This is a genomic window from Serpentinimonas sp. SSL01, assembly GCF_056323735.1.
Genome location: NZ_CM150487.1, coordinates 1,757,302 through 1,783,078, shown reverse-complemented (window position 1 = coordinate 1,783,078; position 25,777 = coordinate 1,757,302). Strand labels below are relative to the sequence as shown.

General features: G+C 68.2%; 23 protein-coding genes. 9 read left to right on the top strand and 14 right to left on the bottom strand.

The window, feature by feature from the left end:
• Position 1: 1 nt before the first annotated feature.
• From gatB to gatC, 3 genes are read right to left on the bottom strand one after another with little or no spacing between them, the layout of a single operon-like run.
• Entirely contained in the window at positions 2 to 1,519 is a 1,518-nt protein-coding gene (gene gatB, locus ACVMK0_RS08410; protein ID WP_476463514.1) for an Asp-tRNA(Asn)/Glu-tRNA(Gln) amidotransferase subunit GatB, read from the bottom strand.
• A complete protein-coding gene (gene gatA / locus ACVMK0_RS08405) occupies positions 1,516 to 3,042 on the bottom strand; it encodes an Asp-tRNA(Asn)/Glu-tRNA(Gln) amidotransferase subunit GatA (protein ID WP_476463513.1) in 1,527 nt (508 codons plus the stop codon). The genes gatB and gatA overlap by 4 nt, the downstream gene beginning before the upstream one ends.
• Positions 3,039 to 3,338: an Asp-tRNA(Asn)/Glu-tRNA(Gln) amidotransferase subunit GatC gene (gene gatC, locus ACVMK0_RS08400; RefSeq protein ID WP_045536339.1), complete on the bottom strand. Its 300-nt coding sequence runs from the start codon at positions 3,336 to 3,338 to the stop codon at positions 3,039 to 3,041. The genes gatA and gatC overlap by 4 nt, the downstream gene beginning before the upstream one ends.
• 123 nt (positions 3,339 to 3,461) lie before the next feature.
• On the opposite strand from gatC, the gene ACVMK0_RS08395 reads away from it, so the two are divergent.
• The 4 genes from ACVMK0_RS08395 to mrdA are packed head-to-tail and all read left to right on the top strand — an operon-like array spanning position 3,462 to position 8,059.
• Entirely contained in the window at positions 3,462 to 4,508 is a 1,047-nt protein-coding gene (locus ACVMK0_RS08395; protein WP_045536337.1) for a rod shape-determining protein, read from the top strand.
• A gap of 19 nt (positions 4,509 to 4,527) precedes the next feature.
• The gene (mreC, locus tag ACVMK0_RS08390) at positions 4,528 to 5,466 is read left to right on the top strand and encodes a rod shape-determining protein MreC (protein WP_045536335.1); all 939 of its coding nucleotides are present in this window, start codon (positions 4,528 to 4,530) and stop codon (positions 5,464 to 5,466) included.
• Positions 5,463 to 5,993 carry a rod shape-determining protein MreD gene (gene mreD, locus ACVMK0_RS08385; RefSeq protein WP_250960454.1) on the top strand — a complete coding sequence of 177 codons (531 nt, stop codon included), beginning with the start codon at positions 5,463 to 5,465 and terminating at the stop codon, positions 5,991 to 5,993. Before mreC ends, mreD begins: the two co-directional genes overlap by 4 nt.
• A gap of 29 nt (positions 5,994 to 6,022) precedes the next feature.
• Positions 6,023 to 8,059 carry a penicillin-binding protein 2 gene (mrdA, locus tag ACVMK0_RS08380; RefSeq protein WP_476463512.1) on the top strand — a complete coding sequence of 679 codons (2,037 nt, stop codon included), beginning with the start codon at positions 6,023 to 6,025 and terminating at the stop codon, positions 8,057 to 8,059.
• Here the strand turns inward: mrdA and ybeY are convergent.
• A complete protein-coding gene (gene ybeY, locus ACVMK0_RS08375) occupies positions 8,035 to 8,529 on the bottom strand; it encodes an rRNA maturation RNase YbeY (RefSeq protein ID WP_476463511.1) in 495 nt (164 codons plus the stop codon). The two genes, mrdA and ybeY, sit on opposite strands and share 25 nt — an antisense overlap.
• Positions 8,526 to 9,545 (bottom strand): PhoH family protein, encoded by a 1,020-nt coding sequence (locus ACVMK0_RS08370; protein ID WP_045536327.1) that lies wholly within the window; start codon positions 9,543 to 9,545, stop codon positions 8,526 to 8,528. Before ACVMK0_RS08370 ends, ybeY begins: the two co-directional genes overlap by 4 nt.
• Before the next feature lie 30 nt (positions 9,546 to 9,575).
• On the opposite strand from ACVMK0_RS08370, the gene ruvA reads away from it, so the two are divergent.
• Together ruvA and ruvB are read left to right on the top strand one after the other, a co-directional pair.
• Complete coding sequence (ruvA, locus tag ACVMK0_RS08365) at positions 9,576 to 10,169, top strand: Holliday junction branch migration protein RuvA (protein WP_045536325.1); 594 nt, start codon at positions 9,576 to 9,578, stop codon at positions 10,167 to 10,169.
• Positions 10,170 to 10,181: 12 nt separating this feature from the next.
• Positions 10,182 to 11,243, top strand: a complete 1,062-nt coding sequence (gene ruvB, locus ACVMK0_RS08360; protein WP_045536323.1) for a Holliday junction branch migration DNA helicase RuvB — start codon at positions 10,182 to 10,184, stop codon at positions 11,241 to 11,243.
• 48 nt (positions 11,244 to 11,291) lie between these two features.
• Here ruvB and ACVMK0_RS08355 read toward each other — a convergent pair whose 3' ends face one another.
• Complete coding sequence (locus tag ACVMK0_RS08355) at positions 11,292 to 11,930, bottom strand: histidine phosphatase family protein (RefSeq protein WP_476463510.1); 639 nt, start codon at positions 11,928 to 11,930, stop codon at positions 11,292 to 11,294.
• A 92-nt stretch (positions 11,931 to 12,022) separates the two neighbouring features.
• Between ACVMK0_RS08355 and ACVMK0_RS08350 the strand changes: the two genes are divergently transcribed.
• Positions 12,023 to 13,000: a chemotaxis protein gene (locus ACVMK0_RS08350; protein WP_476463509.1), complete on the top strand. Its 978-nt coding sequence runs from the start codon at positions 12,023 to 12,025 to the stop codon at positions 12,998 to 13,000.
• Between the two features lie 5 nt (positions 13,001 to 13,005).
• Here the strand turns inward: ACVMK0_RS08350 and ttcA are convergent, their stop codons facing one another.
• The 3 genes from ttcA to ACVMK0_RS08335 form a co-directional block, all read right to left on the bottom strand.
• Positions 13,006 to 13,965, bottom strand: coding sequence for a tRNA 2-thiocytidine(32) synthetase TtcA (gene ttcA / locus ACVMK0_RS08345; RefSeq protein ID WP_476463508.1), 960 nt, complete (start codon positions 13,963 to 13,965; stop codon positions 13,006 to 13,008).
• Between the two features lie 156 nt (positions 13,966 to 14,121).
• Entirely contained in the window at positions 14,122 to 14,514 is a 393-nt protein-coding gene (locus tag ACVMK0_RS08340) for a dihydroneopterin aldolase (RefSeq protein ID WP_045536316.1), read from the bottom strand.
• A gap of 116 nt (positions 14,515 to 14,630) precedes the next feature.
• The gene (locus ACVMK0_RS08335; RefSeq protein WP_045536314.1) at positions 14,631 to 15,422 is read right to left on the bottom strand and encodes an SDR family oxidoreductase; all 792 of its coding nucleotides are present in this window, start codon (positions 15,420 to 15,422) and stop codon (positions 14,631 to 14,633) included.
• 56 nt (positions 15,423 to 15,478) lie between these two features.
• Here ACVMK0_RS08335 and ACVMK0_RS08330 point away from each other — a divergent pair, with 56 nt between their 5' ends.
• Positions 15,479 to 16,687 carry a class I SAM-dependent methyltransferase gene (locus tag ACVMK0_RS08330; protein ID WP_476463507.1) on the top strand — a complete coding sequence of 403 codons (1,209 nt, stop codon included), beginning with the start codon at positions 15,479 to 15,481 and terminating at the stop codon, positions 16,685 to 16,687.
• A 17-nt stretch (positions 16,688 to 16,704) separates the two neighbouring features.
• On the opposite strand, the gene ACVMK0_RS08325 is transcribed toward ACVMK0_RS08330, so the two are convergent.
• The 4 genes from ACVMK0_RS08325 to ACVMK0_RS08310 all read right to left on the bottom strand — a co-directional run bounded on the left by ACVMK0_RS08325 (position 16,705) and on the right by ACVMK0_RS08310 (position 21,624).
• Complete coding sequence (locus tag ACVMK0_RS08325) at positions 16,705 to 18,033, bottom strand: multifunctional CCA addition/repair protein (RefSeq protein WP_476463506.1); 1,329 nt, start codon at positions 18,031 to 18,033, stop codon at positions 16,705 to 16,707.
• A gap of 72 nt (positions 18,034 to 18,105) precedes the next feature.
• Positions 18,106 to 18,474, bottom strand: a complete 369-nt coding sequence (locus ACVMK0_RS08320) for a metal-sensitive transcriptional regulator (RefSeq protein ID WP_082027322.1) — start codon at positions 18,472 to 18,474, stop codon at positions 18,106 to 18,108.
• 31 nt (positions 18,475 to 18,505) lie between these two features.
• Positions 18,506 to 19,453: a complex I NDUFA9 subunit family protein gene (locus ACVMK0_RS08315; RefSeq protein WP_476463505.1), complete on the bottom strand. Its 948-nt coding sequence runs from the start codon at positions 19,451 to 19,453 to the stop codon at positions 18,506 to 18,508.
• A 50-nt stretch (positions 19,454 to 19,503) separates the two neighbouring features.
• The gene (locus tag ACVMK0_RS08310; protein WP_476463504.1) at positions 19,504 to 21,624 is read right to left on the bottom strand and encodes a lytic transglycosylase domain-containing protein; all 2,121 of its coding nucleotides are present in this window, start codon (positions 21,622 to 21,624) and stop codon (positions 19,504 to 19,506) included.
• 9 nt (positions 21,625 to 21,633) lie between these two features.
• Between ACVMK0_RS08310 and ACVMK0_RS08305 the strand changes: the two genes are divergently transcribed.
• Positions 21,634 to 22,248, top strand: coding sequence for a 5-formyltetrahydrofolate cyclo-ligase (locus ACVMK0_RS08305; protein ID WP_476463503.1), 615 nt, complete (start codon positions 21,634 to 21,636; stop codon positions 22,246 to 22,248).
• Between the two features lie 18 nt (positions 22,249 to 22,266).
• Here ACVMK0_RS08305 and ACVMK0_RS08300 read toward each other — a convergent pair whose 3' ends face one another.
• Positions 22,267 to 25,692, bottom strand: a complete 3,426-nt coding sequence (locus ACVMK0_RS08300; protein ID WP_476463502.1) for a methylmalonyl-CoA mutase family protein — start codon at positions 25,690 to 25,692, stop codon at positions 22,267 to 22,269.
• Positions 25,693 to 25,777 lie beyond the last annotated feature (85 nt).

The window sequence follows — 25,777 nt, the reverse complement described above, 5'->3', positions numbered from 1 at the left end:
ATCAAGTGCCCAACAGCTGCTTGAGCAGCGCGTTGACGCCCGCTGGGTCGGCCTTGCCTTGGCTGGCTTTCATCACTTGGCCCACCAGGGCGTTGAAGGCTTTTTCTTTGCCGGCGCGGTATTCGGCCACGTTCTTGACGTTGGTTGCCAGCACCTGCTCGGCGATGGCTTGCAGAGCGCCGCTGTCGTTCATCTGCTTGAGGCCTTTGGCGGCGATCACTTGATCGACTCGGGCCAGATCACCCGTTCCAACGGCAGTGTCATGTCCCGACTCAGTGGCACTCCCAGATCCGGTAACCACAGGATTGCTCCAGAGCTCATCAAACACCTGCTTGGCGGCGTTGTTGCTCACCGTTTGGTCGCCGATGCGTGTGAGCAAGGCCGCCAGTTGGGCCGCACTCACCGGCGCTTGGGCGATGTCGCGTTCTTCGGCGTTGAGGCGGCGCGAGACCTCGCCCATGATCCAGTTGCTGGCCGATTTGGCCAAAGCCTTGCCGGCTGCGGTCACCACGGCCTCGAAGTAGGCCGCCATCTGTGGCGATTGCGTGAGCGTGGCGGCGTCGTATTCGGGCAGGCCGTAGTCGGCCACGAAACGCGCGGCCATGGCGCGCGGTAGCTCGGGCAGCTCGACGCGCAGCTGCTCGACCCACTGCGGCGCGATGCACAGCGGCGGCAGGTCGGGGCAGGGGAAGTAGCGGTAGTCGGCCGCGTCCTCTTTGCTGCGCATGGCGCGGGTCTGGCCGCTGTCGGGGTCGAACAGCACCGTGGCCTGTTCGATCGCGTAACCGTCTTGCAGCCGCTCGATCTGCCAGCGCACCTCGTAGTCGATGGCCTGCTGCATGAACTTGAAGCTGTTTAGGTTTTTGATCTCGCGCCGGGTGCCCAACGGCGCCCCGGGCCGGCGCACGCTGACGTTGGCGTCGCAGCGAAACGAGCCCTCTTGCATGTTGCCGTCGCAGATGCCGATCCAGGTGACGAGCTGGTGCAGGGCCTTGGCGTAGGCCACCGCTTCGGCGCTGGAGCGCAGATCGGGTTCGGTGACGATCTCGAGCAGCGGCGTGCCGGCGCGGTTGAGGTCGATGCCGCTCATGCCGTGGAAGTCTTGGTGCAGGCTCTTGCCCGCGTCTTCTTCGAGGTGGGCACGCACCAGCCGCACCGTGCGCGCGGCGCCCGCGAGCTCAAAAGCCACGCTGCCGCCTTGCACCGCCGGGATTTCGTACTGGCTGATCTGGTAGCCCTTGGGCAAATCGGGGTAGAAATAATTTTTGCGCGCAAACACGCTGCGCGGGGCAATGTGCGCCCCCACCGCCAGCCCGAAGCGGATGGCGCAGGCCACCGCTTCGCGGTTCATCACCGGCAGCGTGCCGGGCAGCGCCAGATCGACGGCGCAAGCCTGGGTGTTGGGTTCGGCGCCGAAGGCGGTGGGCGCGCGGCTGAAGATTTTGCTGCGCGTGGCCAGTTGCGCGTGGGTCTCGAAGCCGATCACGACTTCGTAACCTTGGACCAAAGGGGCGCTCATGAATGGGATCCGGGGCAGGGCGTGAAAGGGGGCGGCGTGCGGGTGTGCCAGTCGCTCACCAGCTGCAACTGGTGCGCCACCTGCAGCAGCCGGGCTTCGCTGAGGTAGTTGCCGATCAGTTGCAGGCCCACGGGCAGTGGGTCGGCGCCAAAGCCGGCGGGCACGCTCATGCCGGGCAGGCCGGCGAGCGAGGCCGGCAGGGTGTAGATGTCGGCCAAGTAGGCGGCGAGCGGGTCGGCGGTTTTGGCGCCGATGGCCCAGGCCACGCTGGGAGCCACCGGGCCGGCGATGAGGTCGCACTGGCCGAAGGCGGTCTGGAAATCTTGCGCGATCAGGCGCCGGATCTGCTGCGCCTTGATGTAGTAGGCGTCGTAGTAGCCGTGGCTTAGCACATAGGTGCCCAGCAAAATGCGGCGCTGCACCTCGGGCCCGAAGGCCTCGCTGCGCGAGCGCTGGTACAGGTCGAGCAAGTCGCTGGGCTGCGCGGCGCGGTGGCCGTAGCGCACGCCGTCGTAGCGGCTGAGGTTGGAGCTGGCCTCGGCGGGGGCGATGATGTAGTAGGCCGGGATCGCCAGTTCGGTGCGCGGCAGGGCGATGTCGAGCAAGGTGGCGCCAAGGCGCTCGAGCTCGCTCAGGGCGGCGCGCACGGCTTGCAGCACGTCACTGGCGCAGCCGGGGCCAAAGAACTCGCGCGGCAGGCCGATGCGCAGCCCCTGCAGCGGCCGGCTGGCGCTGGCCCCCGGCCACGGCTGGGCCAGATAGCGGCTGTAGTCTTCGGGCGGCTGCTCGAGGCTGGTCGAGTCGCGCTCGACATCGGGTCCGGCCATGGCGCTGAGCAGCAGCGCGCAGTCGTGAGCGCTGCGCGCCATCGGGCCGGCTTGATCGAGGCTGGAGGCGTAGGCCACCAGCCCGTAGCGCGAGCAGCGGCCGTAGGTGGGCTTGATGCCGGTGACGCCGCAGAAGCTGGCGGGCTGGCGGATCGAGCCGCCGGTGTCGGTGCCGGTGGCCGCCGGGGCTAGGCGCGCCGCCACCGCCACCGCCGAGCCGCCCGATGAACCGCCGGGTACGCGCGTGCGGTCCCAGGGGTTGTGCGCCGGGCCATAGGCGGATTGGTCGTTGCCCGAGCCCATGGCGAACTCGTCGCAGTTGAGTTTGCCTAGGCTGACGGCGCCGGCAACCGCCAAGCGCTGCACCACGGTGGCATCGAAGGGGCTGCGGTAGCCTTGCAGCATTTTCGAGCCGGCGGTGGTGGGGAAATCGCGCGTCACGAGCACGTCTTTGTGCGCCAGCGGCACCCCCAGCAAGGGGCCGCGTTCGCCAGCGCTCAGGCGCGCATCGGCGGCGGCGGCCTGCGCCAGTGTGGCCGCTTCATTTAGGGCCAGATAAGCCCCTAGGCCGCTGTGGGCGTGGGCGCGCGCAAGCAAATGCTGCGCCACCTCGGTGGCCGAGGTCTGGCGGGCGTGCAGGGCGGCGCCGAGTTCGGCCACGCCCATCTGGTGCAGGTCAAGGGTGGCGGCGCTCATTCGATCACCCGGGGCACGAGGTAGAGGCCGTCTTCCACGGCCGGGGCGCTGGCTTGGTTGGCTTCGCGCTGGTTGGGCTCGCTGACCACATCGGGGCGCAAGCGCAGTTGCACCGCTTGCATGACGGCGGTTGGGTGCGCCAAGGGCTCGACGCCGCTGGTGTCCACGGCCTGCATCTGCTCGACCAAGCCCAAAAAACCATTCAGGCGCTGCTGAGCATCCAGCGCCTGCTCGGGCGTGAGTTGCAGCCGCGCCAACTGCGCGAGGCGTTCGATTTCTTGCAAAGTCAATGACATGGGGCAATATGTAAGAAAGCTTAAGCGCCTCCCAAAGCGGCGTCGATCGGGTATTATCCCCGGTTTGTGCCCGCGCTTAAACCAGTCGGCATCCGTGTCCGGCGGTGCAGGGCAACCCTCATCATGTTTGAATCCATACGCCAGCATTTCTCCACCGATTTGGCCATCGACCTCGGTACCGCCAACACCCTGATCTACGTGCGCGGCAAGGGCATCGTGCTCGACGAGCCGTCGGTGGTTTCGATCCGCCACGAAGGCGGCCCGCAAGGCAAAAAATCCATCCAGGCGGTGGGCAAAGAAGCCAAGGCGATGCTGGGCAAGGTGCCTGGCAACATCGAAGCCATCCGGCCCATGAAAGACGGCGTCATCGCCGATTTCACCGTCACCGAGCAGATGCTCAAGCAGTTCATCAAGATGGTGCACCCGCGTTCGATGTTCAGGCCCAGCCCGCGCATCATCATCTGCGTGCCCTGCGGCTCGACCCAAGTCGAACGCCGCGCCATCCGCGAGTCGGCGCTCGGGGCCGGGGCCTCGCAGGTCTATCTGATCGAAGAGCCCATGGCGGCGGCCATCGGCGCCGGGCTGCCGGTGTCCGACGCGCGCGGCTCGATGGTGGTGGACATCGGTGGCGGCACCACCGAAGTCGGCGTCATCAGCTTGGGCGGCATGGTCTACAAGGGCAGCGTGCGCGTGGGTGGCGACAAGTTCGACGAGGCCATCATCAGCTACATCCGGCGCAACTACGGCATGCTGATCGGCGAACCGACCGCCGAGACCATCAAGAAAACCATCGGCTCGGCCTTCCCGGGCTCCGAGGTCAAAGAGATGGAGGTCAAGGGCCGCAACCTGGCCGAAGGCGTGCCGCGCAGTTTCACCATTTCGAGCAACGAGGTCCTCGAAGCCCTGACCGACCCGATCAACCAGATCGTGCAAGCGGTCAAGACGGCGCTGGAGCAAACCCCGCCCGAACTCGGGGCCGACATTGCCGAGCGCGGCATGATGCTCACCGGCGGCGGCGCCCTGCTGCGCGACCTCGACCGCCTGCTGGCCGAAGAAACCGGGCTGCCGGTGTTGGTGGCCGAGCAGCCGTTGCTGTGCGTGGTGCTGGGCTGCGGTATGGCGCTGGACCAGATGGACCGTTTGGGCGGCAGCATTTTTACCGCCGAGTAATTTTTCGCTGCATCCGGCCATGTCGCTGGGGACCATCGACCAATCCCCGCCGCCGTTTTTCAGGCAGGGCACGCCGGCTTTGTCCAAGCTGCTGGTGCTGGGGGCGCTGGCGGTGTTGCTGATGGTGCTCGACGCCCGCTTGCAGTGGGCAGCGCCGGTGCGCCAGACCGTGGCGGTGGCGCTCAGCCCGTTGCAATGGTTGGCCTTGCAGCCGCTGCACGCGGCGCGCTGGTCGGGACAATACCTGGGCAGCTTGCGAGCCGCCCAAGACGAGGCGGCGCTGGCGCGCGCCGAGCTGATGCGCCAAGCCGAGCGCGCCGCCATCGTCGAGCACCTGGCCCAAGAGAACCGCGAGTTGCGCGATTTGTTGGGCATGCGCGCCCGACTGCCCGCCACGACCCGGGGCGCGCAGATTTTGTATCAGCTGGCCGACCCGTACACGCTGGCGGTGGTGATCGACCGCGGGCAACAAGATGGCGTGCAGCCCGGCTCGGCCGTGATGGATGGCTTTGGCGTGCTGGGGCAGGTGACGCGGGTGCATTGGGCCACGGCGGAAGTGCGCCTGTTGGTTGATCCCCGGCAGGCGATGGCGGTCATCAACACCCGCACCGGGCAACGCAGTCTGGCTTTTGGCCTGCCGGCGGACTGGGGTGCAGACGCACAGATCGAGCTGCGCTTCGAGCCCATCGCCACCCAGGCCATGGTGGGCGATGTGCTCACCACCAGCGGCATCGACGGGGTTTATCCGGCTGGTTTGCCGGTGGCGCAGATCGTTCAGGTGATGGCCTCGGGTGCCGACGGATTTGCCCAAGTGCACGCCCGGCCGCTGGCCCGCATCCAGCACGCTCTGCATGTGCTGGTGATCGACCCGGTGGGGCGCCCGGTGGCCAACGAAACGCCCGCCGCTGCGGCGGCCAGTGCGCCGCCCACCCCCCCCGATAGGAGGGCTGCGCCATGATCATGAGCCCTGGGCAGACCCTGCTGCTGCCCGCCAACCCTTGGTTTGTCTGGGGTACCCTGCTGGGTGCGTTGCTGCTCGAAATGGCGCTGCAGGTGGCGCTGCTGGGGCGCGCAGCGTGGGCGCCCGACTTGTTGGCCCTGACGCTGGTGTTTTGGGTCGTGCACCAGCCGCGGCGCGTCGGTGTCGGGGTCGGGTTTGTGCTGGGCTTGTTGATCGATGTGCACCAAGGCGCACTCTTGGGGCAGCATGCCTTGGCCTACAGTGTGATGTGTTACTTGGCGGTCGTGATTCACCGGCGGCTGCTGTGGTTCGACTGGAAGCGCCAAGCCTTGCACGTAATGTTGCTGTTTGTGTTGGCGCACGCGCTGCAGTGGCTGGTGCGGGCGCTGGCGGGCGACGGCGGACCCGATCTCGGGATGCTGCTGGCGCCATTGTGGCAGGCCGCCTTGTGGCCGCTGGCCACCGTGCTGCTGCTGGCGCCGCAGCGGCGCGCCCACGACCCCGATGCCGACCGGCCCCTTTGAGCCAGCGCCACAGCCAGCGCCCGCCTGCCATGCACGACGTTGAACTTCAGCTGTTGCGTTTTCGACGCCGGGCGCAGATCGCGCTCGTGGTGGTGTTGCTGGCCTTGGGGCTGCTGGCCGTGCGCATGTACGTGCTGCAAATCCAGCGCCATGCCGATTTACAGACCCGCGCCGAGAGCAACCGCACCGCCGTCATCCCGCTGCCGCCGTTGCGTGGCCAGATCGTGGACCGCCACGGTGTTCTGCTGGCCGACAGCCTGGCGGTGTTTACGCTCGAAATCACGCCGGCTTTGGTGGCCGACATGGACCACACCCTGCAGACGCTGGCCGAGCTGGTGCCGATCACCCCGGGCGAGTTGCGCCGCTTTCAACGCCTGCGCGCCGAATCGCACCGCTTTGCCTCGCTGCCGCTGCGCAGTCGGCTGACGCCCGAAGAAATGTCGGTGCTGGCGGCGCAACTGTTTCGCCTGCCCGGGGTCTCGATCCAAGCGCGCCAGATGCGCTACTACCCGCTGGGTGCGTCAGCGGCTCATGTGGTCGGACATGTGGGGCGCATCAACCAGCGCGACCGCGAGCGCATGGCCGAATGGCCGCCCGAAAAGCAAGCCAACTACCGGGGCTCCGACCACATCGGCAGACTGGGGGTGGAGCAAAGCCACGAAGCGTTGCTGCACGGCAGCACCGGGTTTCGCCGGGTCGAGATCAACTCGCACGGCCAGGTGCTGCGCACGCTCGAGACCGTGCCCGCCCGCGCCGGCCAAACGCTGCGCCTGACGCTGGATGCGCGCTTGCAGCACTTGGTGGAACAACTGTTTGGCGCGCGCCGCGGTGCCTTGGTGGCCATCGACGTGCGCAACGGCGAGGTGCTGGCTTTCGTGAGCATGCCCAGTTTTGACCCCAATTCTTTTGTCGATGGCATCGGCGTGGAAGAATGGCGCGCCCTGAACGAGTCGATCGAGCGCCCGCTGTTCAACCGGGCTTTGCGCGGCACCTATCCGCCGGGCTCAACCTTCAAGCCCTTCATGGCCTTGGCCGGGCTGGAGCTGGGGCTGCGCCGCCCCGAAACCACGGTCTATGACCCGGGCTTTTGGGTGCTGGGCAACCAACGTTTTCGCAGCGTGGGCGAGCGCCATTTGGGGCACGTGGACTTGCGCAGCGGCATGGCGGTGTCGAGCAACGTGTACTTCTACACGCTGGCGCACGAGATGGGCATCGACGTCCTGCACGGCTTTATGCACCCCCAAGGCTTTGGCCAGCGCACCGGCATCGACTTGGTGGGCGAGGGGCGCGGCCTGTTGCCCAACCAAGCTTGGAAGCGCAGCGCCTACAGCCACCCGGCGCAGCAGCGCTGGTTCCCTGGTGACACGGTGGCCGTGGGCATCGGGCAGGGCTACAGCGCGTTTACCATGCTGCAACTGGCCCATGCCACCGCCACCTTGGCCAACGGGGGCGTGCGCCATCAGCCGCACTTGGGGCTGCGCGCCTACGCCTTGGGTGAGCCCCGGGGGCGCGAACTGGCGACGCACCAAGGCACGCCCATGGGCTGGCAGAGCCAGAACCTGCAAGCGGTGCTCGAGGCCATGGAGGCGGTGAACCTGCCCGGCGGCACGGCGGCGGGGGTGTTTGCCGGTGCGCCCTACCGCAGCGGTGGCAAGACCGGAACCGCCCAAGCGGTGCGCATTGCCCAAGGCGCACGCTACGACGCCGCGCAGCTCGAGGAGCACCAGCGCAGCCACTCGCTCTACATCGGCTTTGCGCCGCTGGAGGCGCCCACGGTGGCGCTGGCGGTGATCGTGGAGAACGCCGGCTTTGGCTCGGTGGCCGCGGCCCCGATCGCGCGCCGGGTGTTCGACTACCTGCTGCTGGGCCTGTACCCGAGCGAGGCCGACATCGCCGCCACCGCCCTGGGCCAGACCCGAGCGCCCACGGGGCTGCAGCGGCTGGCGCGCGAAGTCGCCTGGCCGGGGCGCCCAGCGCCGCCAGCCCCGCAACCAGCGCCGGCCGTGCAGCCAGCGCTGGTCTCGCAGCCAGCGCCAGCGACTCAACCAGCTGCGGTGCCCCGGTAGGGGTCGGAAAAGCCCAAGCCGGCCAAAATCTGCGTTTCGCGCGCTTCCATGGCTTCGGCGTCGGCGGCGCTGGTTTCGTGCTCCCAGCCTTGGGCGTGTAAGCAGCCGTGCACCAGCAGGTGCGCGTAGTGCTGCTGCAGGGTCTTGCCCTGCTCGGCGGCCTCGCGCTCCAGCACCGGGGCGCACAGCACCAGATCGGCCAGCACCACCGGTTCTGCCGCGTAGTCGAAGGTCAGCACGTTGGTGGCGTAGTCTTTGCCGCGGTAGTCGCGGTTCAGGACCCGGGCTTCGTCGGTGCCGACGATGCGCACCGTGAGCTCGGCCGGGCACTCCAGCGCGTGGCGCAGCCAGCGCCGCACCAAGTGCCGGGGCAGGGCGGCGCGGTGCGCGGCCAAGTTCAGGCCCGCTTGGGTGTCGGCCGCCTCGGGGCGCGCATATTGCAGCGACAGCATAAGGGTGGGCAGCTTCATGGGGCGGGCTCGGCAGCGAGCGGGGGTGGGCGGCGGCTGCGCCGGCTGGCGGGTGCGGCGCTGTGGTCGCTGGCGTGAGCAAGGCCAGCGCTGTCGTAGGCATCGACGATGCGCGCCACCAGCGGGTGGCGCACCACGTCGGCGCTGGAAAAGCGGCTAAAGGCGATGCCTTGGGTGCGCTTGAGGACGCGCTCGGCGTCGATCAGGCCGCTCAACTGGGTGCGCGGCAGGTCGATCTGGCTTACGTCGCCGGTGATCACGGCTTTGGAGCCAAAGCCGATGCGCGTCAGAAACATCTTCATCTGCTCGGGCGTGGTGTTTTGCGCTTCGTCGAGGATGACAAAGGCGTGGTTTAGGGTGCGCCCGCGCATGAAGGCCAGCGGCGCGATCTCGATTTGCTGGCGCTCAAAGGCCCGGTGCACCTGCTCGAGCCCCATCAGGTCGTAGAGCGCGTCGTAGAGCGGGCGCAGATAGGGGTCCACCTTTTGCGCCAGATCGCCGGGCAAAAACCCGAGGCGCTCACCAGCCTCGACCGCCGGCCGCGTGAGCACGATGCGCTGCACGGCGCTGCGCTCGAGCGCATCGACGGCGCAGGCGACCGCGAGGTAGGTCTTGCCGGTGCCGGCTGGCCCGATGCCGAAGGTGATGTCGTGCGTGGCCATGTGCGTGAGGTAGCGGCGCTGGTTGGCGCTGCGGCCGCGCAGTTCGCCGCGCCGCGTTTGCAGCGCCGGGGCCTCGTCGGCCCCCGGCGCAGCGGGCAAGGCGGTGTCGCCGCTGAGCATGAGCTGCACTTTTTCTGCGGGGATGGGCGCGCGCGCCTGCTCGTACAGCGCCTGCAAGACCTCGAGCGCCTGCTGCGCGCGCGCCTTGGGGCCTTCGATGCGAAACTGCTCGAAGCGGTGCACCAGCTTGACTTGGAGCGCGGCCTCGATCTGGCGCAAATGGGCATCGAGCGGGCCGCACAGGTGCGCCATGCGCAGGTTGTCGGGCGGGGTGAAGGTGTGGCGCAGAATCAAACCGATAATCCGCAAAAAAGGAAAACCCCAATGATAGGCAAATTGAGCGGCACCCTGCTAGAAAAAACGCCACCGCAGATCGTGATCGACTGCCACGGCGTCGGCTACGAGGTCGAGGTGCCCATGAGCACCTACTACGGCCTGCCGGCCTTGGGCGCGCCCGTGGCCTTGCTGACGCAGCACGTGGTGCGCGAAGACGCGCAACTGCTGTACGGCTTTGCCACGGCGGCCGAGCGCAGCGCCTTTAGGCATCTGATCAAAATCAGCGGCGTGGGGCCGCGCACCGCCCTGGCGCTGTTGTCGGGCCTGAGCGTGGCCGAGCTGGCGCAGGCCGTGACGGCGCAGGAAGCGCGCCGGCTGCTCAAGGTGCCGGGCATCGGCAGCAAAACCGCCGAGCGCTTGCTGCTCGAGCTGCGCGGCAAGCTCGGGTCCGAGCTGGGCCTGCCCGCCACACAAGCCGGGGCCGCGGCAGCGCCGGCCAACGCCGAGCAGGCCGACATCGAGCAAGCCCTGCTGGCGCTGGGCTACAGCGAGCGCGAAGCCGCCGCCGCCCTCAAGGCGCTGCCACCGGCGGTGGGGGTGAGCGAAGGCATCCGGCTGGCGCTCAAGGCGCTGGCGCGCTAAGAAAATTCCCACATGACCATCCAAACCGACGATTTTGCCCCCGCCGCGCCGCGGCGCACCGTGTCGGCGCAGCCCGAGAGCCCGCGCGAAGAGGCGCTCGAGCGCGCGCTGCGCCCCAAGGGTCTGGCCGAGTACGTGGGGCAGGCCAAGGCGCGCGAGCAGCTCGAGATCTTCATCGGCGCGGCCAAAAAACGGCGCGAGGCGCTCGATCACGTGCTGCTGTTTGGCCCGCCGGGCCTGGGCAAAACCACGCTATCGCACATCATCGCGCACGAGCTCGGGGTCAACTTGCGCCAAACCAGCGGCCCGGTGCTGGAAAAGCCCAAAGACCTGGCGGCCTTGCTGACCAACCTCGAGCCCAACGATGTGCTGTTCATCGACGAAATCCACCGTCTGTCGCCGGTGGTGGAAGAAATCCTCTACCCGGCGCTCGAGGACTACCAGATCGACATCATGATCGGCGAAGGACCGGCGGCGCGCTCGATCAAGCTCGATCTGCAGCCCTTTACGCTGGTTGGCGCGACCACGCGCGCCGGCATGCTCACCAACCCGCTGCGCGATCGCTTTGGCATCGTGGCGCGGCTGGAGTTTTACACCCCGCAAGAGCTGGAGCTGATCGTGCGTCGCAGCGCCAGCTTGCTGCAGGTGCCGCTGGATGCCGCCGGCGGCTTTGAGATCGCGCGCCGTTCGCGCGGCACGCCGCGCATCGCCAACCGGCTGCTGCGCCGGGTGCGCGACTACGCCGAAGTCAAGGGCAATGGCCGCATCACCGAGGAGGCGGCGCAGCGCGCGCTGGCCATGCTCGACGTCGATGCACTCGGCTTTGACCTGATGGACCGCAAGCTGCTCGAGGCGCTGATCCACAAGTTCGACGGCGGTCCCGTGGGGCTGGACAACATCGCCGCCAGCATCGGCGAGGAGCCCGGCACGATCGAGGACGTGATCGAGCCCTACCTGATCCAGCAAGGCTACCTGCAGCGCACGCCGCGCGGTCGCATCGCCACCCAAGCGGCCTATCGGCACCTGGGGCTGGCCGCGCCCAGCGCCGCCCACGACCTGTTTGCCGCCGAGTAAAAAGGCCCTCTGCGCATCCCCCAGCAGGACTTGCGGCCCGCTTGCCCTTTAACTCAGCGGTTCGTCGCTGGGTGCGGTGTCGAGGTGCAGGGTGTCGGACCAGCCCACCAGCCGCAGCCCCTGCGGGCTCCAGAGCAGGCGGTTGATGGCGGCGTTGCCCAACTGCCAGGTGCGCGGTGCCTGCAGATCGACCCCGGTGGCCAAGCGGTACAGGGTGTCGAGCACGCCGCCATGGGTGACAACCACGATCTGCTGCCCTAGGTGCGCGACCGCCACTTCTTCCAGCGCCTGCAACACGCGCTGGCGCAGCATGAGCAGCGACTCGCCGCCCGGCGGGGCAAAGTCGGGCACGCGGCGGCGCCAGAGCTCGGTGAGTTCGGGCTGCGTGGTTTCGAGCTCGCTCCAGCGGCTGCCTTGGCAGACGCCAAAGTGGCGCTCGCGCAAGCCCAGGTGCAGTTGCGTGCTCAAGCCCTGGGCGCGGGCGATGGCGGCGGCGGTGTCGGCAGCGCGCGACAGGTCGCTGCTGTATACCGCGCCCAGGGGCTCGCCGCGCAGCGCCTCGGCGGTGCGCTCGGCCTGCCAGCGACCGGTCATGTTGAGCTCAATGTCGAGCTGGCCTTGGATGCGGTTGTCGCGGTTCCAGGCGGTCTCGCCGTGCCGGATCGCCAAAATGCGGGTGCAATGCACGCTCGTGTCCCCTAAAAAACAGCCGACGGTTCATCGGAAAGCCCTAGAATGGTAACGGGGATGGCGCGGCGCCGTCGCTTCGAGGAAAATTTATGCCCACAGCAGCCCAAAAAGAGATCGACGAGCGCACCAACCTGACCGGCTCCAATAAATTCGAGATGTTGCTGTTTCGCCTCGGCAACGCCGCCGGCACCGAGCGCTCCGAGCTGTTTGGCATCAACGTCTTCAAAATCCGCGAGATTGTTGCCATGCCGGCGGTCACCGCCATGGCCGGCGCGCCGCAACACGTGCTCGGGGTGGTGAACCTGCGCGGCCAAGTGATTCCCGTGATCGACCTGCCGGCGGTGGTGGGCTGCGTGCCCAAGAGCGGCCTGAACATCATGCTGGTGACCGAGTATGCGCGCACCACGCAGGCCTTTGCGGCCGAGGCGGTCGAAGACATCGTGCGCTTGGATTGGAAGCAGATCCTGTCGGCCGACGAAGCCATGGCGCGCGGCTTTGTCACCAGCATCGCACGCCTGGACGGCGACCAAAACAGCACCCGACTGGCGCAAATCCTCGATGTGGAATCGATCCTGCAGCGCATTTTGCCCGCCGACCAAGCCGACCTCAAAGCCAACTCCAGCGGCCCAGCGCTCAAGCTGCGCCCCGGTGCGATCATTCTGGCCGCAGACGATTCCTTTGTGGCGCGCGCCATGATCGAGCAAGAGCTCAAGGCGCTCCAGCTGCCCTACGAGATGACCAAAACCGGCCAAGAAGCCTGGAACCGGCTGCAAGCCATCGCCGCCGAATGCCAAGCCCAAGGGCTGGAATTGCGCGAGCGCGTGGCGCTGGTGCTCACCGACCTCGAAATGCCCGAGATGGACGGCTTCACCCTGACGCGCAACATCAAGAAGGACCCGGCCATGCGCAGCGTGCCGGTGGTGATCCATTCGTCGCTCACCGGCGACACCAACGAGCAGCATGTGCGCAGCGCCGGGGCCGACGCCTACGTGGCCAAGTTTGCCGCGCGCGAGCTCGACGTGGCGCTGCGCGACGCGCTGGCGCGCTACGAAGCCGTGGTGGCCTAATAGGCCTATAAGGCTGGCTGGGCGGCTGGCTGGCAGCTTCCGGCGGCGCTGGCCGACCGGCCCGTCTGCGCCCGCATAGGCAGGGGCAGCGCCACCGATTGCAGCATGGGGGTTGCCGGTTCCACAGATGGTTCGGGGGCGTCAAAAACGGTGTCGCCTTCTTCTGTGGGCTGGCCCGTGGTCTGCAGCGTCTCGAAGGGGAACAGCGCGCGGTCCATCAGGTGGCTGGGCACCACGCTTTGCAGCGCCTTGAGCATGTTGTCGAGCCGCCCGGGGTGCTTGCTTTCCCATTCGCGCAGCATCTGCCCGACCTGCACCCGTTGTAGGTTGTCTTGGCTGCCGCACAGGTTGCAGGGGATGATCGGGAACTGGCGCACTTGGGCCCAGCGCACCAGGTCGGGCTCGGCCACGTAGGCCAGCGGCCGCAGCACCATGAATTCGCCGTTGTCGCTCACCAGCTTGGCCGGCATGCCTTTGAGCTTGGCGCCAAAAAACATGTTGAGCAGCAGCGTTTGCAAGATGTCGTCGCGGTGGTGCCCGAGCGCGATCTTGTTGCAGCCCAGTTCGCGCGCCACGCGGTACAAAATGCCCCGGCGCAAGCGGCTGCACAGGCTGCAGGTGGTCTTGCCCTCGGGGATGATTTTTTTCACCACGCTGTAGGTGTCTTGGGTTTCGATGTGAAACGGCACCCCGAGCTGCGTCAGGTAAGCCGGCAGCACCTCGGCTGGGAAGCCGGGCTGTTTTTGGTCCAGGTTGACGGCGATGAGTTCGAAGTCGATCGGCGCGCGCTGACGCAGCTTGAGCAAAATGTCGAGCAGCGTGTAGCTGTCTTTGCCGCCCGATAGGCAGACCATGATGCGGTCGCCGGCCTCGATCATGGCGTAGTCGGCAATCGCCTGGCCCACCAGCCGGCACAGGCGTTTTTCGAGTTTGTGGTTTTCGCGTTCGATTTTGTCGGGGTTCATGTCAGGGATTTCCAATCTGGGTCGGGCATGCATGCGTGGCATGAAGGCATCGAACGTGGCCACGGTGTAGGCTGGGCAATGTGATGCGCTGAGGATAACTTGCCTAAATTTGCTTGATTGGTCCGCCTGCAAGCGCCAGCGCGCTGCTGCGCGGGCTCACCACTGCCCGCTCTCGATGCGGATGGCGACTTCGCAGTCGTCAAAAATTTCGAGCTTGGCGATGCGCACCCGCACCCCGACCACGCCCGGCAGCCGCAGCAGGCGCTGGGCCAGCTTGCCGATCAGGCTCTCGAGCAGGTTCACGTGCTCGGCGGTGCACTCGTCGATGATGATCTGGCGCACCTTGCGGTAGTCGAGCACATGGCTGATGTCATCGTCGTGCGGCTGCAGCGGCTGCGGCCCTTGGTTGAGCTCGGCATCGACTTGGATGGGTTGCGGCGCGCAGCGCTCATGATCGAGGATCCCAAGGTTGGCGGCAAAGCGCAGGCCAGTCAGCGTCAGGACTTGGGTGCCGCTGTCGGGGGCGTTGCCGGGCGGGAGTGGGGTCATGGGTGGATTAAAAATGCGATTCGAAGGGCGCCGCTAAAGAGGCTGGAAACAAGGGGCGGTTGACAAGGGGCAGTTGACAAGGGTGGCTTGCTGGCCCGCTCTGCGCGGGGCGTGGTTTACATGAGCGAAAAGTCGCGCTCGAAGCGTTGCAGATGCTGGCCGCCATCGACCAGCAGCGTGCTGCCGGTGACCGAGCGGTTGTCGAGCGCAAAGCGCACTGCGGCGGCCACGTCTTCGGGACTGGAGGAACGACCCAGTGGCGACTGGCGGTGCAGTTGCGCAAACTTGGCCTCGTCGAGCAGGTGGCTGGTGAGCGTGAGGCCCGGGGCCACGCCGACCACGCGTACCAGGGGCGCCAGCGCCAGCGCCAACATGGTGGTGGCGCAGTGCAGCGCGGCTTTGGACAGGGTGTAGCTGAAAAAATCCGGGTTCAGGTTCCACAGCTTTTGGTCGAGCAGGTTGACCACCACGCCTGCGGCGCTGGCTGTAGGCGTGCGCTGGCCTAAGTGCTGGTGCAAGGCCTGCGCCAGCAGCACCGCCGGCGCCGTGTTGCTGCGCAGGTGCTGCTCTAGGCTGGCGTAGCTGAAGCTGGCGGCGCTGTCGTGCTCGAAGGTCGAGGCGTTGTTGACCACGGCATCGAGGCGGCCAAAGCGCTGCAGCACCAGCGGCACCAAGGCACGGCAGGCCGCTTCGTCGGCCAGATCGGCGCCAAATACAGCGGCCTGCACGCCCAGCAGGCGGCAGTCGGCGGCGCATTGTTCGGCCTCGAGCGCCGAGTGGCGGTAGTGCAGGGCCAAGTTCCAGCCGGCGGCGGCCAAGTCGAGCGCGATGCGGCGCCCAAGCCGTTTGGCTGCACCGGTGACGAGCACGCAGCGCGCTTCACCAGCGGCGGGGGTGGAGGACGACATGGGGGACAATCCGATCTGTGGACAGACAAACGCCCATTTTATCGACCCTCTCCGGGTTGCCTCCGGTCCCTACCGGAGCGGCTTGGCCATTGCACGAGCGCATCGTGGCCGCACTGGCCGACGCCGGCGGCTGGTTGCCCTTTGACCGTTTCATGGCATTGGCGCTGTACAGCCCGGGCTGGGGTTACTACGCCAGCGCCAGCCCAAAGTTTGGCGCCATGCCCGCCAGCGGCAGCGATTTTGTCACCGCGCCCGAGCTGTGTCCCGCCTTTGGCCGCACCTTGGCGCGCCAAGTGGCGCAGGCGCTGGCGGCCAGCGGCACGCAGGAGGTGTGGGAGTTTGGCGGCGGCAGCGGGGCGCTGGCGCAGCAGGTGCTGCAGCAGCTGCAGGCCGATGGGGTGGCGCTGGCGCGCTACACCCTCGTCGAGCTGTCGGCCGAGTTGCGCTGGCGCCAGCAGCAGCGGCTGGCAGACTTTGCCCCGCGCGTGGTCTGGGCCGAGGCCTTGCCGCCGCAGATGCAGGGGGTGATTTTGGGCAACGAGGTGCTCGACGCCATGCCGGTGCAGCTGCTGCTGCGCTGTGGCGGCGTGTGGTACGAGCGTGGGGTGGCGCTGGCGGGGGTGGCGGCAGAAGCTGATGCGGGAGCTGGGGCGCCCGAGTCGGCCCGGCTGCGGCCAGTGCAAGGCGCGGAGGCGGCGCCGCTGGCGGATGCGGCCCCCGCGTTTGCCTGGGCCGATCGCGCCACCGACTTGCGCCCGCCGCTGGCAATCGCCGGCACACACGACTACCTGTGCGAAATCCACCCGCAGGCCGAGGCCTTCATCGCTACACTGGCCGAGCGCTGGCAGCGCGGGGTGGCGTTTTTCATCGATTACGGCTTCCCCGAGGCCGAGTACTACCACCCGCAGCGCAGCAGCGGCACCCTGATGTGCCACCGCGCGCACCGCGCCGACGCCGATCCGCTGGTCGATGTGGGCCGCAAAGACATCACGGCGCATGTGAACTTCACCGGCATCGCCGTGGCGGCGCAGCAGGCTGGCCTGCAGGTGCTGGGTTACAACAGCCAAGGCCGGTTTTTGCTCAACGCCGGGCTGCTCGACGGCGCCGACGGCTGGCCGCTGGCCGAGCGCGCCGCCGCCGCCCGGCTGGTGAACGAGCACGAGATGGGTGAGCTGTTCAAGGTGCTGGCGCTGGCGCCGGCAACGTTGCCGGCGGACTGGCTGCCCACGGGGCTGTTGACCGGGGACCGCACGCACCGGCTTTGAGCGCTGGCCCAAGCGGCCTAAGCATCGGCTTGCGGGGCTGCCGGCAAGGCCGCCGCGATGGCGGCCTCGCGCAGCGCCTCGATGGCGCGCCCGATCTGCAGGCCGCTGCTGCGCGGGTTGGCTCCGGGCTGCGCCTGCACGGCCGCGGCCACGCCGGCGGTGTCGGCGGCCAGCGCCGCTTGCAGGGCCAGGCGCAGCCGCTGTGCTTGCGGGTAGGGCGCGTCGTGGTGGCCCAGCCGGCCGCGGGCGTCGGCTTCGCAGGCCAGCAGCACCTGCTCGAAACGCTCAGGCCGGCGCAGCGCATCGCAGCGCTGCAGCAAGCGCAGCGTGGCCCCGGCGCTTAAGTTCAGGCTGGCGTGGATGTGGCCGTGCTCGCGCGCCACCACGTCGGCCAGTTCGCGGCAGTCGCGCGGCACGCGCCAGCGCTGCCCGATGGCCTGCGCCAGCCGGGCGCTGCGCTGCTCGTGCCCGTGGTGGCGCGGCAGCAGCTCGGCCGGGGTCGTGCCCTTGCCCAAATCGTGGCACAGGCAGGCGTAGCGCACCTCGAGCCCGGCGCCCAGCTGCGCCGCCATGTCGAGCACCATTTCGAGGTGCGTGCCGGTGTCGATTTCGGGGTGGTATTCGGCGCGCTGCGGCACGCCCCAGAGCGCATCGACTTCGGGCAGCAGCACGCGCAGCGCGCCGCACTGGCGCAGCACCGCCAGCATGCGCGAGGGCCGGGGCTCTTGCAGGCCGCGCGCCAGCTCTTGCCAGACGCGCTCGGGCACCAGGTGGTCGGCCTCGCCGTGCGCCACCATCTGCTGCATCAGGCTCAGGGTTTCGGGGGCAATTTGAAAGTCGCTCCAGCGCGCCGCAAAGCGCGCCATGCGCAACAGGCGCACCGGGTCTTCGGCAAAGGCGTGGGTGACGTGGCGCAGCACCTTGGCTTGCAAGTCGGCGCGGCCGCCGTAGGGGTCGATCAGCGCCGGGCTGTGCGGGTCGAAGCGCCCGTCGGGGTCGAGCGCCGCAGCGGGCAGCGCCATGGCGTTGATGCTCAGGTCGCGCCGCCCCAAGTCTTGCTCGATGGTCACCGTGGGGTCGGCGTAAAAATCGAAGCCGTGGTAGCCGCGCGCGGTTTTGCGCTCGGTGCGCGCCAACGCGTATTCCTCGTGTGTGCGCGGGTGCAAAAACACCGGAAAGTCGCGCCCCACGGGCAGAAAGCCCTGGGCCCGCATCTGTTCGGGCGTGGCGCCGACCACGACCCAGTCGCGGTCGGCGTGCACGCTGCCGTCGGGGCGGCGGTGGGCTAAGTGGTAGTGGCCGAGCAGGCCGTCGCGCACGGCGCCGCCGACGAGGTAGATGTGCATCGGGAGGTGGCTGGTGGCAGCGGGTGCTGGCGGTGGCAGGTGAGGGGGCAGCTCAGCTGCGTGCTCAGCCGCTCAAGCGTATTTTTCGAGGATGCGGGTGGAGCGCTCGAGATCGTTGCCGGCGTCGGCGCTGGCGGCGGCTTCCATCATCGAGCAGGCCATCATGCGGTAAAAGGCCTTGTCGAGCGCCTTGCGGGCGGCGGCCATCTGCTGGGCGATGTCTTCGCAGGGGCGGCCGTCTTCGATCATCTGCACCAAGGCGCGCACCTGGCCTTCGATGCGGCGCAGCCGGTTGCTCACGTCGCGCTGGTGCTGGGCACGGTGCGCCGAGATCGGCTCGGGCGCGGCCGCGTCAGCCGGTGCTTGTGCGGCGTTTTTCAAGGGTGCGGCGGACGCTGGTGTGGCAGCTTTGGCTGCCGGCTTGGGTGTGCTCTTGCTCATGGTGGGTAGGGGGGTGGTGGCTTGTGGCCGGTTACTTGCGATGGACAGCGTGTTTGCGCAGGGCCAGCAGCGGGTCGGCGCGGCCGGCTTGATCGAGGTAGCGCGCCGCCAGCGGCTCCAGCGCTTGGGGTTCGATGCCCAGTGCGCGCAGGTCCGGCAGTTGGCCGCTGGCCACGTTGTCCACTTCGAGCGAGCGCAGGTTGTCGGCGCTGAGCAGCGGCTCACCGGGCAGCAGCTGCATCAGCAGTGCCTGCACGTAGCCCAGCGCGCGCGGCAAGGGCAGCACGGGCCGTGGGTGGCCCGACAGCCGGCCCGCCAGCCGCACCAAGTCGGCTAGGCTAAAGGTCTCGGGGCCGGCACACTCGATGATCTGGCCGCTGGTGGCGGGGTGCAGCAGGCAGTGCAGCAGCGCCCGCGCCACGTCACCCACCCAGACCGGCTGCAGCCGCGCCTGTGATCCGGCCAGCGGCATGAGCGGAAACAGCTTTTGCAGCGAGGCAAACAGGTTGAGGAAGCGGTCTTCGGCGCCGAAGATCACACTCGGGCGCAGGATGGTGAGCTCGAGCCCGGCGGCTTGCAGCACGGCCTGGCCGGCGGCTTTGCTGCGCTGGTACTCCGACGGTCCGCTGGCGCTGGCGCCCAGCGCGCTCACGTGCACCAAGCGGCGCACACCGCTGGCTTGCATGGCGGCGGCGAGCCGGCGCGGCAATTCCACGTGCACCTGCTCGAAGCGCGCCCGGCTGCCGTGCAGCACCGCGATCAGGTTGACCACGGCGTCGTGGCCAGGCAGCAGCCGCGCCAGCGCGGCCGCATCGTGCACATCGGCCTCTAGCGGTTGCACCAAGGGCAGCATCTGCACCGCTTGGGCGTTGTTCAGGCGGCGCGTGGGCACGGTGGCGCGGATGCCGGCGCGGTTGAGGTGTTCGCACAGGTGGCGGCCGACAAAGCCGGTGCCGCCCAGAACCAAAACGTTTTTCATGAGGTACAAATGCAGTGTAGGTGGGGGTGTGAAAAGAGGGGGTTTGGTTTTCAGGGCCGCTGGGCTAAAGGCACCGGGGCGCTGGCGGCGGGGGTGGCGCGCGGCCCGATCGGCTGCAGGTGCGCGCGCAGGCTCTGTGGTTGGCCGCTGATCAGGGCGGCGTAGTTGGTGCCGTTGGCCAGCACGCGCTGCACGTAGTCGCGGGTTTCGGCAAAGGGGATGTTTTCGATCCAGATCGCGGCTTCGAGCACCGGGCCGTTGCGCCACTGCTGCGGGCGCCCAATGCCGGCGTTGTAGGCGGCGGCGGCGAGCACGCGCGAGCCGTCGAGCTGCTCTAGGCGCCATTGCAGGTAGGCGGTACCCAAGGCGATGTTGACGTCGAGCTGGTTGACCTGATCTTGGGTGAAGTTTTGCAGCCCGATGCGCCGCGCCACCAGACGCGCGGTGGCGGGCATGAGCTGCATCAGCCCCGAAGCACCGACGTGCGAGCGCGCATCCATGATGAAGCGGCTTTCTTGGCGAATCAGGCCAAAGACGTAGGCCGGATCCAGCCCGATGGCCCGCGACTGGGCCAACACCTGGTCGCGAAACGGCATCGGGAAGCGCTGCAGGTGGTCGATCTCGGTGCGGGTGCGCTCGCTGGTGTTGATGCAACGGTCCCAGACTTGGCGGCTGCAGGCGAAGTCGGCGGCGGCTAGCAGTTCGCGCTCGCTCAGGCCGCCGCTGCGGTGCACGATGATGTGGTAGTTCCACTCGCGTACGCCATCGTTGCGCAGCCCGATGGCAATGGCGTGCAGGGCGCGCTGCAGACCCGGGTGCTGGCGCGCGGCGGCGATTTCGGCCGCCGTCAGGGGGGCGGGGGCGGGTGGGGTGCTGATGCGCTGGCCCAGGGCTTCGAGCGCCAACTGCTCGTAAAAACCGCCCACGCCGGCGATGCGGCGCTGGATTTGCTGCGCCTGTTCGCGCCATTGCTGCGCCTGTGCCGCTTGACGGGCCGGCAGGCTGGCGGCGCGTTCGTTCAGGGCGCGCGCCAACCAGTAGCTCCAGACCGCTTCGTCGCGCTGCGCGCTGCCCATGGCCATGATGGCGTCGTGTACCCGGTTCCAGTCGCCGGCGCGCAAGGCGGCACGCGTGGCCCAGATCAGGTGCGAGTCGTGCAGCAGATCAAGCTGGGTGTGGCCAAAGGCGGCGTGGGCCTCGGAGTTCAGGCGCTGGGCTTGGCGGCGCCCGATCACGGCCCAGACCCAGCTCTGCGCTTCGGCGCTCAGGTGCAAGCGCCAGCGCGCTTGGTGCATGGCGTCGGTGGCGGCTTGGGGGTCTTCCATGGCCAGCCGGATGAGTGCCAGTGTGGCCAGTTCGGGGGCGGGCAGGCGCTCGGCGCTGCCGGCGGCGTCGATGAAGCGCTGTGGCTGGCTGACGAGGCCCGCCACCTGCTGCGCCCACTGCGGGTTAATCAGGCCCACGGCTTGCGCCGCCGTGCCGGGCAGATTGCCCTCGGTGGCTAGGCGCGCGCGCTGCCAGACCACGGCTGCGGGCAGGTCGCCGCTGGCAAGCAGGCGCTCGGCGGCGTGGGCGCAGCCGTCGTCGGCCCGGGTTTGCGCCAACCAGAGCGCGGGCAAGGCGGCGGCGCGCTCGGCCGCCGGGCGCTCGCGCTGGGCCACCAAGGCGTAGCAGCGGATTTCGCGGTCGGCGGTGAGGCGGAAATCGGCAAACTCCTGGTTGAAGGTGTTCCAGTCGCGCGCGCGCCCGAGCAGCAGCAGCCAGTCAGCGCGCAGGCGGTTTTCGTAAAAGGTGCCGCTCCAGCGGCGCAGAAAGGCGCGGATTTCGTCGGGGTTGGCGCTCTCGAGGCGCGCCGCCAGCACCCAGTACTGGGCCAGCGGTTCGAGCGGGTGCCCGGCCACTTGCGGCAGCAGGGCGGCCAGGCGCGCGTGGTTGCGGCGCTCGAAGGCCTGCTCCATCTCGAGCAGCGCTTGCTCGGCCCGGCTCAGGGGCGCAGGTGCCGCGGCTGCGGCTGGCGCGCTCAAGGTCGCTGCGCTGGGGTTGGCCGCCACCGCGGCAGGCAGTAAGATGCACGCCAGCAGGGTGGCAAACCAGCGCAGCCGCCGCCTGGGCTGGGTGGGTGCGAACGGGCGCAGCGACGCCTTGGGTTGAGCAACGAACAATCTGAACATAGGCCGATTATGAACAACAACCGCCCGCCTGACCAGATGGCGCGCAAAGCCCAGTGGCGCCAGCGCCTGATCGAGCAGCGCCTGCGCCTGGGCGACCGGCTGGCGCGCAACGACGCGCTGCAGCGCGTGCTGCGGGTCTGGCTGGTGGATCGGCCCGACAGCGCCATCGGCGCCTACTGGCCGATCAAGGGCGAGTTCGACCCGCTGCCGGCGCTGTTTCGCTGGCAGGAGGCCGGGCGCGAGGCCGACGCGCTGGGCGCCAGCCGCGAACGCAAAATCGGCCTGCCGGTCATCGACAAGGCCAGCAAAACGCTGAGCTTTCACCGCTGGTATCCGGGCTGCCCGATGGAGCCCGACGCCTACGACATCCCCAAGCCCAGCGGCACCCAGCGCATCGCGCCCACGCTGCTGTTCGTGCCCTGCGTGGGCTACGGACCCGGCGGCTACCGGCTGGGCTATGGCGGCGGCTTTTACGACCGCACGCTGGCGCAACTGCAGCCCCGCCCCTACACCGTGGGGCTGGCGTACACGCACGGGTTTTTGCCCGAACTCGAACCCGAGCCGCACGACTGGCCGCTGGACGCGATCTTGAACGACAACGGCGTGGTCTGGCCGCTCGACTGAAGCGCGGCGCCCCAAAGCTCACATACTGCGCCGGTACTGCCCCCCGACTTCGAACAGCGCCTGCGTGATCTGCCCCAGCGAGCAGCAGCGCACGGCCTCCATCAGCACCTCGAAGACGTTGCGCTCCTCGATCACCGCTTGTTGCAGGCACTTGAGCATGGCCGGGGCCGCAGCGGCGTGGCGCTCGTGGAAGGCCTGCAGGCGCTGCAGTTGCGACTGTTTTTCGGCCTCCGACGAGCGCGCCAGCTCGATCTGCGCCGGCACCGGGTCGCCGTGTGGGTTGCGAAAGGTGTTGACGCCGATGATCGGGTGTTCGCCGCTGTGCTTGAGCTGCTCGTAGTGCATCGACTCGTCTTGGATGCGCCCGCGCTGGTAGCCGGTTTCCATCGCGCCCAGCACGCCGCCGCGCTCGCTGATGCGCTCAAACTCGGCCAGCACCGCTTCTTCCACCAGTTCGGTGAGTTCGTCGATGATGAAAGCGCCTTGGTTCGGGTTTTCGTTTTTCGCCAGGCCCCACTCGCGGTTGATCACCAGTTGGATCGCCATGGCGCGGCGCACCGATTCTTCGGTGGGCGTGGTGATGGCCTCGTCGTAGGCGTTGGTGTGCAGGCTGTTGCAGTTGTCGTAGATGGCGATCAGCGCCTGCAGCGTGGTGCGGATGTCGTTGAAGGCGATCTCTTGCGCGTGCAGGCTGCGGCCGCTGGTCTGTACGTGGTATTTGAGCTTTTGGCTGCGCTCGTTGGCGCCGTATTTGTCGCGCATGGCCACGGCCCAGATGCGCCGCGCCACCCGACCGAGCACGGTGTATTCCGGATCCATGCCGTTGCTGAAAAAGAACGACAGGTTGGGCGCAAAGTCGTCGATGTGCATGCCGCGCGCGAGGTAGGCTTCGACGAAGGTAAAGCCGTTGGAGAGTGTAAAGGCGAGCTGGCTGATGGGGTTGGCGCCGGCCTCGGCGATGTGGTAGCCGCTGATGCTGACCGAATAAAAGTTGCGCACGTCGTGGTGCACAAACCATGCGGCGATGTCGCCCATCACTTTCAGGCTGAACTCGGTGCTGAAGATGCAGGTGTTCTGGCCTTGGTCCTCTTTGAGGATGTCGGCCTGCACCGTGCCGCGCACGTTGGCTAGCACCCAAGCGCGGATTTTGGCGGCTTCGGTATCGGTGGGCTCGCGGCCATTGTCGGCTTTGAACTTGTCGAGCTGCTGGTCGATGGCGGTGTTCATGAACATCGCCAATATGGTGGGCGCCGGGCCGTTGATGGTCATCGACACGCTGGTGCTGGGGCTGCACAGCTCAAAGCCGCTGTAGAGCACTTTGAGGTCGTCGAGCGTGGCGATGCTCACGCCGCTGTTGCCCACTTTGCCGTAGATGTCGGGCCGTGGGTCGGGGTTGGCGCCGTAGAGCGTGACCGAATCAAAAGCGGTAGAGAGCCGCTTGGCATCCATGCCGGACGAGAGCAGCTTGAAGCGCCGGTTGGTGCGAAAGGCGTCGCCCTCGCCGGCGAACATGCGCGTCGGGTCTTCGTTTTCGCGCTTGAAGGCGAACACGCCGGCGGTGTAGGGGAAGCTGCCGGGCACGTTGTCGAGCAGCAGCCATTGCAGGATTTCGCCCTCGTCTTCGTAGCGCGGCAGCACCACTTTGCGGATTTTGCTGCCCGAGAGCGTGGTGTGCACCAGCGCGGTGCGGATTTCGCGGTCGCGGATTTTCACCACGTACTCGTCGCCAGCGTAGGCCTGCTGCATCGCCGGCCACTGCGCCAGCAGCTTGCGCGCCCCCGGGTCCAGCCGCTGCTCGCGTTGCTCGGCGAGGCTAAGCGCAGCAGCGGCGGCGGCTTGCGCGGCATCGTCTGCCGCAGCGGCTTCGTTCGGGCAGCGGGCGGCTTCGGCGCGCAGCATGGCGCTGGCGGCGCGCAGTTGCTGGATCTCGCGCGCCAGCCGCGCTTGTGCCCGCGCCAGCTGCTTGTAGCCGCGCACCGTGGTGGCGATTTCGGCCAGGTAGCGGTTGCGCGCCGGCGGCAACACCGGCGTCTGGTTGGAGCTGTGGCGCACCGCCACCGGGGGCAGGCGGCTGCCTTGCGCATCCAGCGCCAGGCCCAGCGCCGCCAGCCGCGGTTTGAGCGCCTGGTAGAGGGCGCTCACGCCGTCGTCGTTGAAGCGGCTGGCGGTGGTGCCAAAGACCGGCATCTGCTCCGGGCTCTGGTTCCAGGCTTGGCGGTTGCGCTGCACCTGTTTGCAGACGTCGCGCAGCGCGTCGAGCGCGCCTTTGCGGTCAAACTTGTTGATGGCGACGAACTCGGCAAAGTCGAGCATGTCGATTTTTTCGAGCTGGCTGGCGGCGCCAAACTCGGGCGTCATCACGTACAGCGGCACATCCACCAGCGGCACGATGGCGGCGTCGCCCTGGCCGATGCCCGAAGTCTCGACGACGATCAGGTCAAAGCCCGCCACCTTGCACGCCGCCAGCACATCGGGCAGGGCGGCGCTGATTTCGCTGCCAAAGTCGCGCGTGGCGAGGGAACGCATGAAGATTCGAGCCCCCACGCTTGGCGCTGGCGCGCCGTCGCTGCCCCCCGAGGGGGCGCTCGCCAGCTTGGGGCGGCCCGGCGCTGGCTCGGTGGCCTTGTCTCGGGTGGTGCCCCATTCGCCAATGGCATTCATGCGAATGCGGTCGCCCAGCAGCGCGCCGCCGCTCTTGCGCCGCGAGGGGTCGATGCTGATCACGGCCACGCGCAGCGCGTCGTCTTGGTCTAGGCGCAGGCGGCGGATGAGCTCGTCGGTGAGCGACGATTTGCCCGCGCCACCGGTGCCGGTGATGCCCAGCACCGGCACCCGGCGGCCTTGGGCGCCCGCGTGCAGTTGCTGCACCAGTGCGGCCGGGGCGGCGCCGTTTTCCAGCGCCGTGATCAGCTGCGCCAGCGCGCGCCAGGCGGCGTCGGTGTGGCCCTCGATCGCTGCCGGCGTCTGCGGCGCGTAGGGCGTGAGGTCGAGGTCGCAGCGCATCAGCATCTCGCCGATCATCCCGGCCAGGCCCATGCGCTGGCCGTCTTCGGGGCTGAAGATGCGCGCCACGCCGTAGTCCATCAGGGTGCGGATTTCGTCGGGCACGATCACGCCGCCGCCGCCGCCGAACACCTGCACGTGCGCGCCGCCGCGCTGGCGCAGCAGATCGACCATGTACTGAAAATACTCCACATGCCCGCCCTGATACGAGCTGATGGCGATGCCCTGCACGTCCTCTTGCAGGGCGGCCGTCACCACCTCCTCGACCGAGCGGTTGTGCCCCAGGTGGATGACCTCGGCGCCCATGCTCTGCAGCAGGCGGCGCATGATGTTGATGGCCGCGTCGTGGCCGTCGAACAGGCTGGCGGCGGTGACAAAACGCACCTTGTGGCGCGGGCGGTACTCGGCCAAGGCTTTGAAATCGGCGTGCAGATCGGTCATGGGCGGCGGTCTCCGGTGTGGCCGCATGGCCGTGCGGGCAGGGCGGCACGGCGACGGGCTTGTGTTGGGTTGCAACAGGCAATTG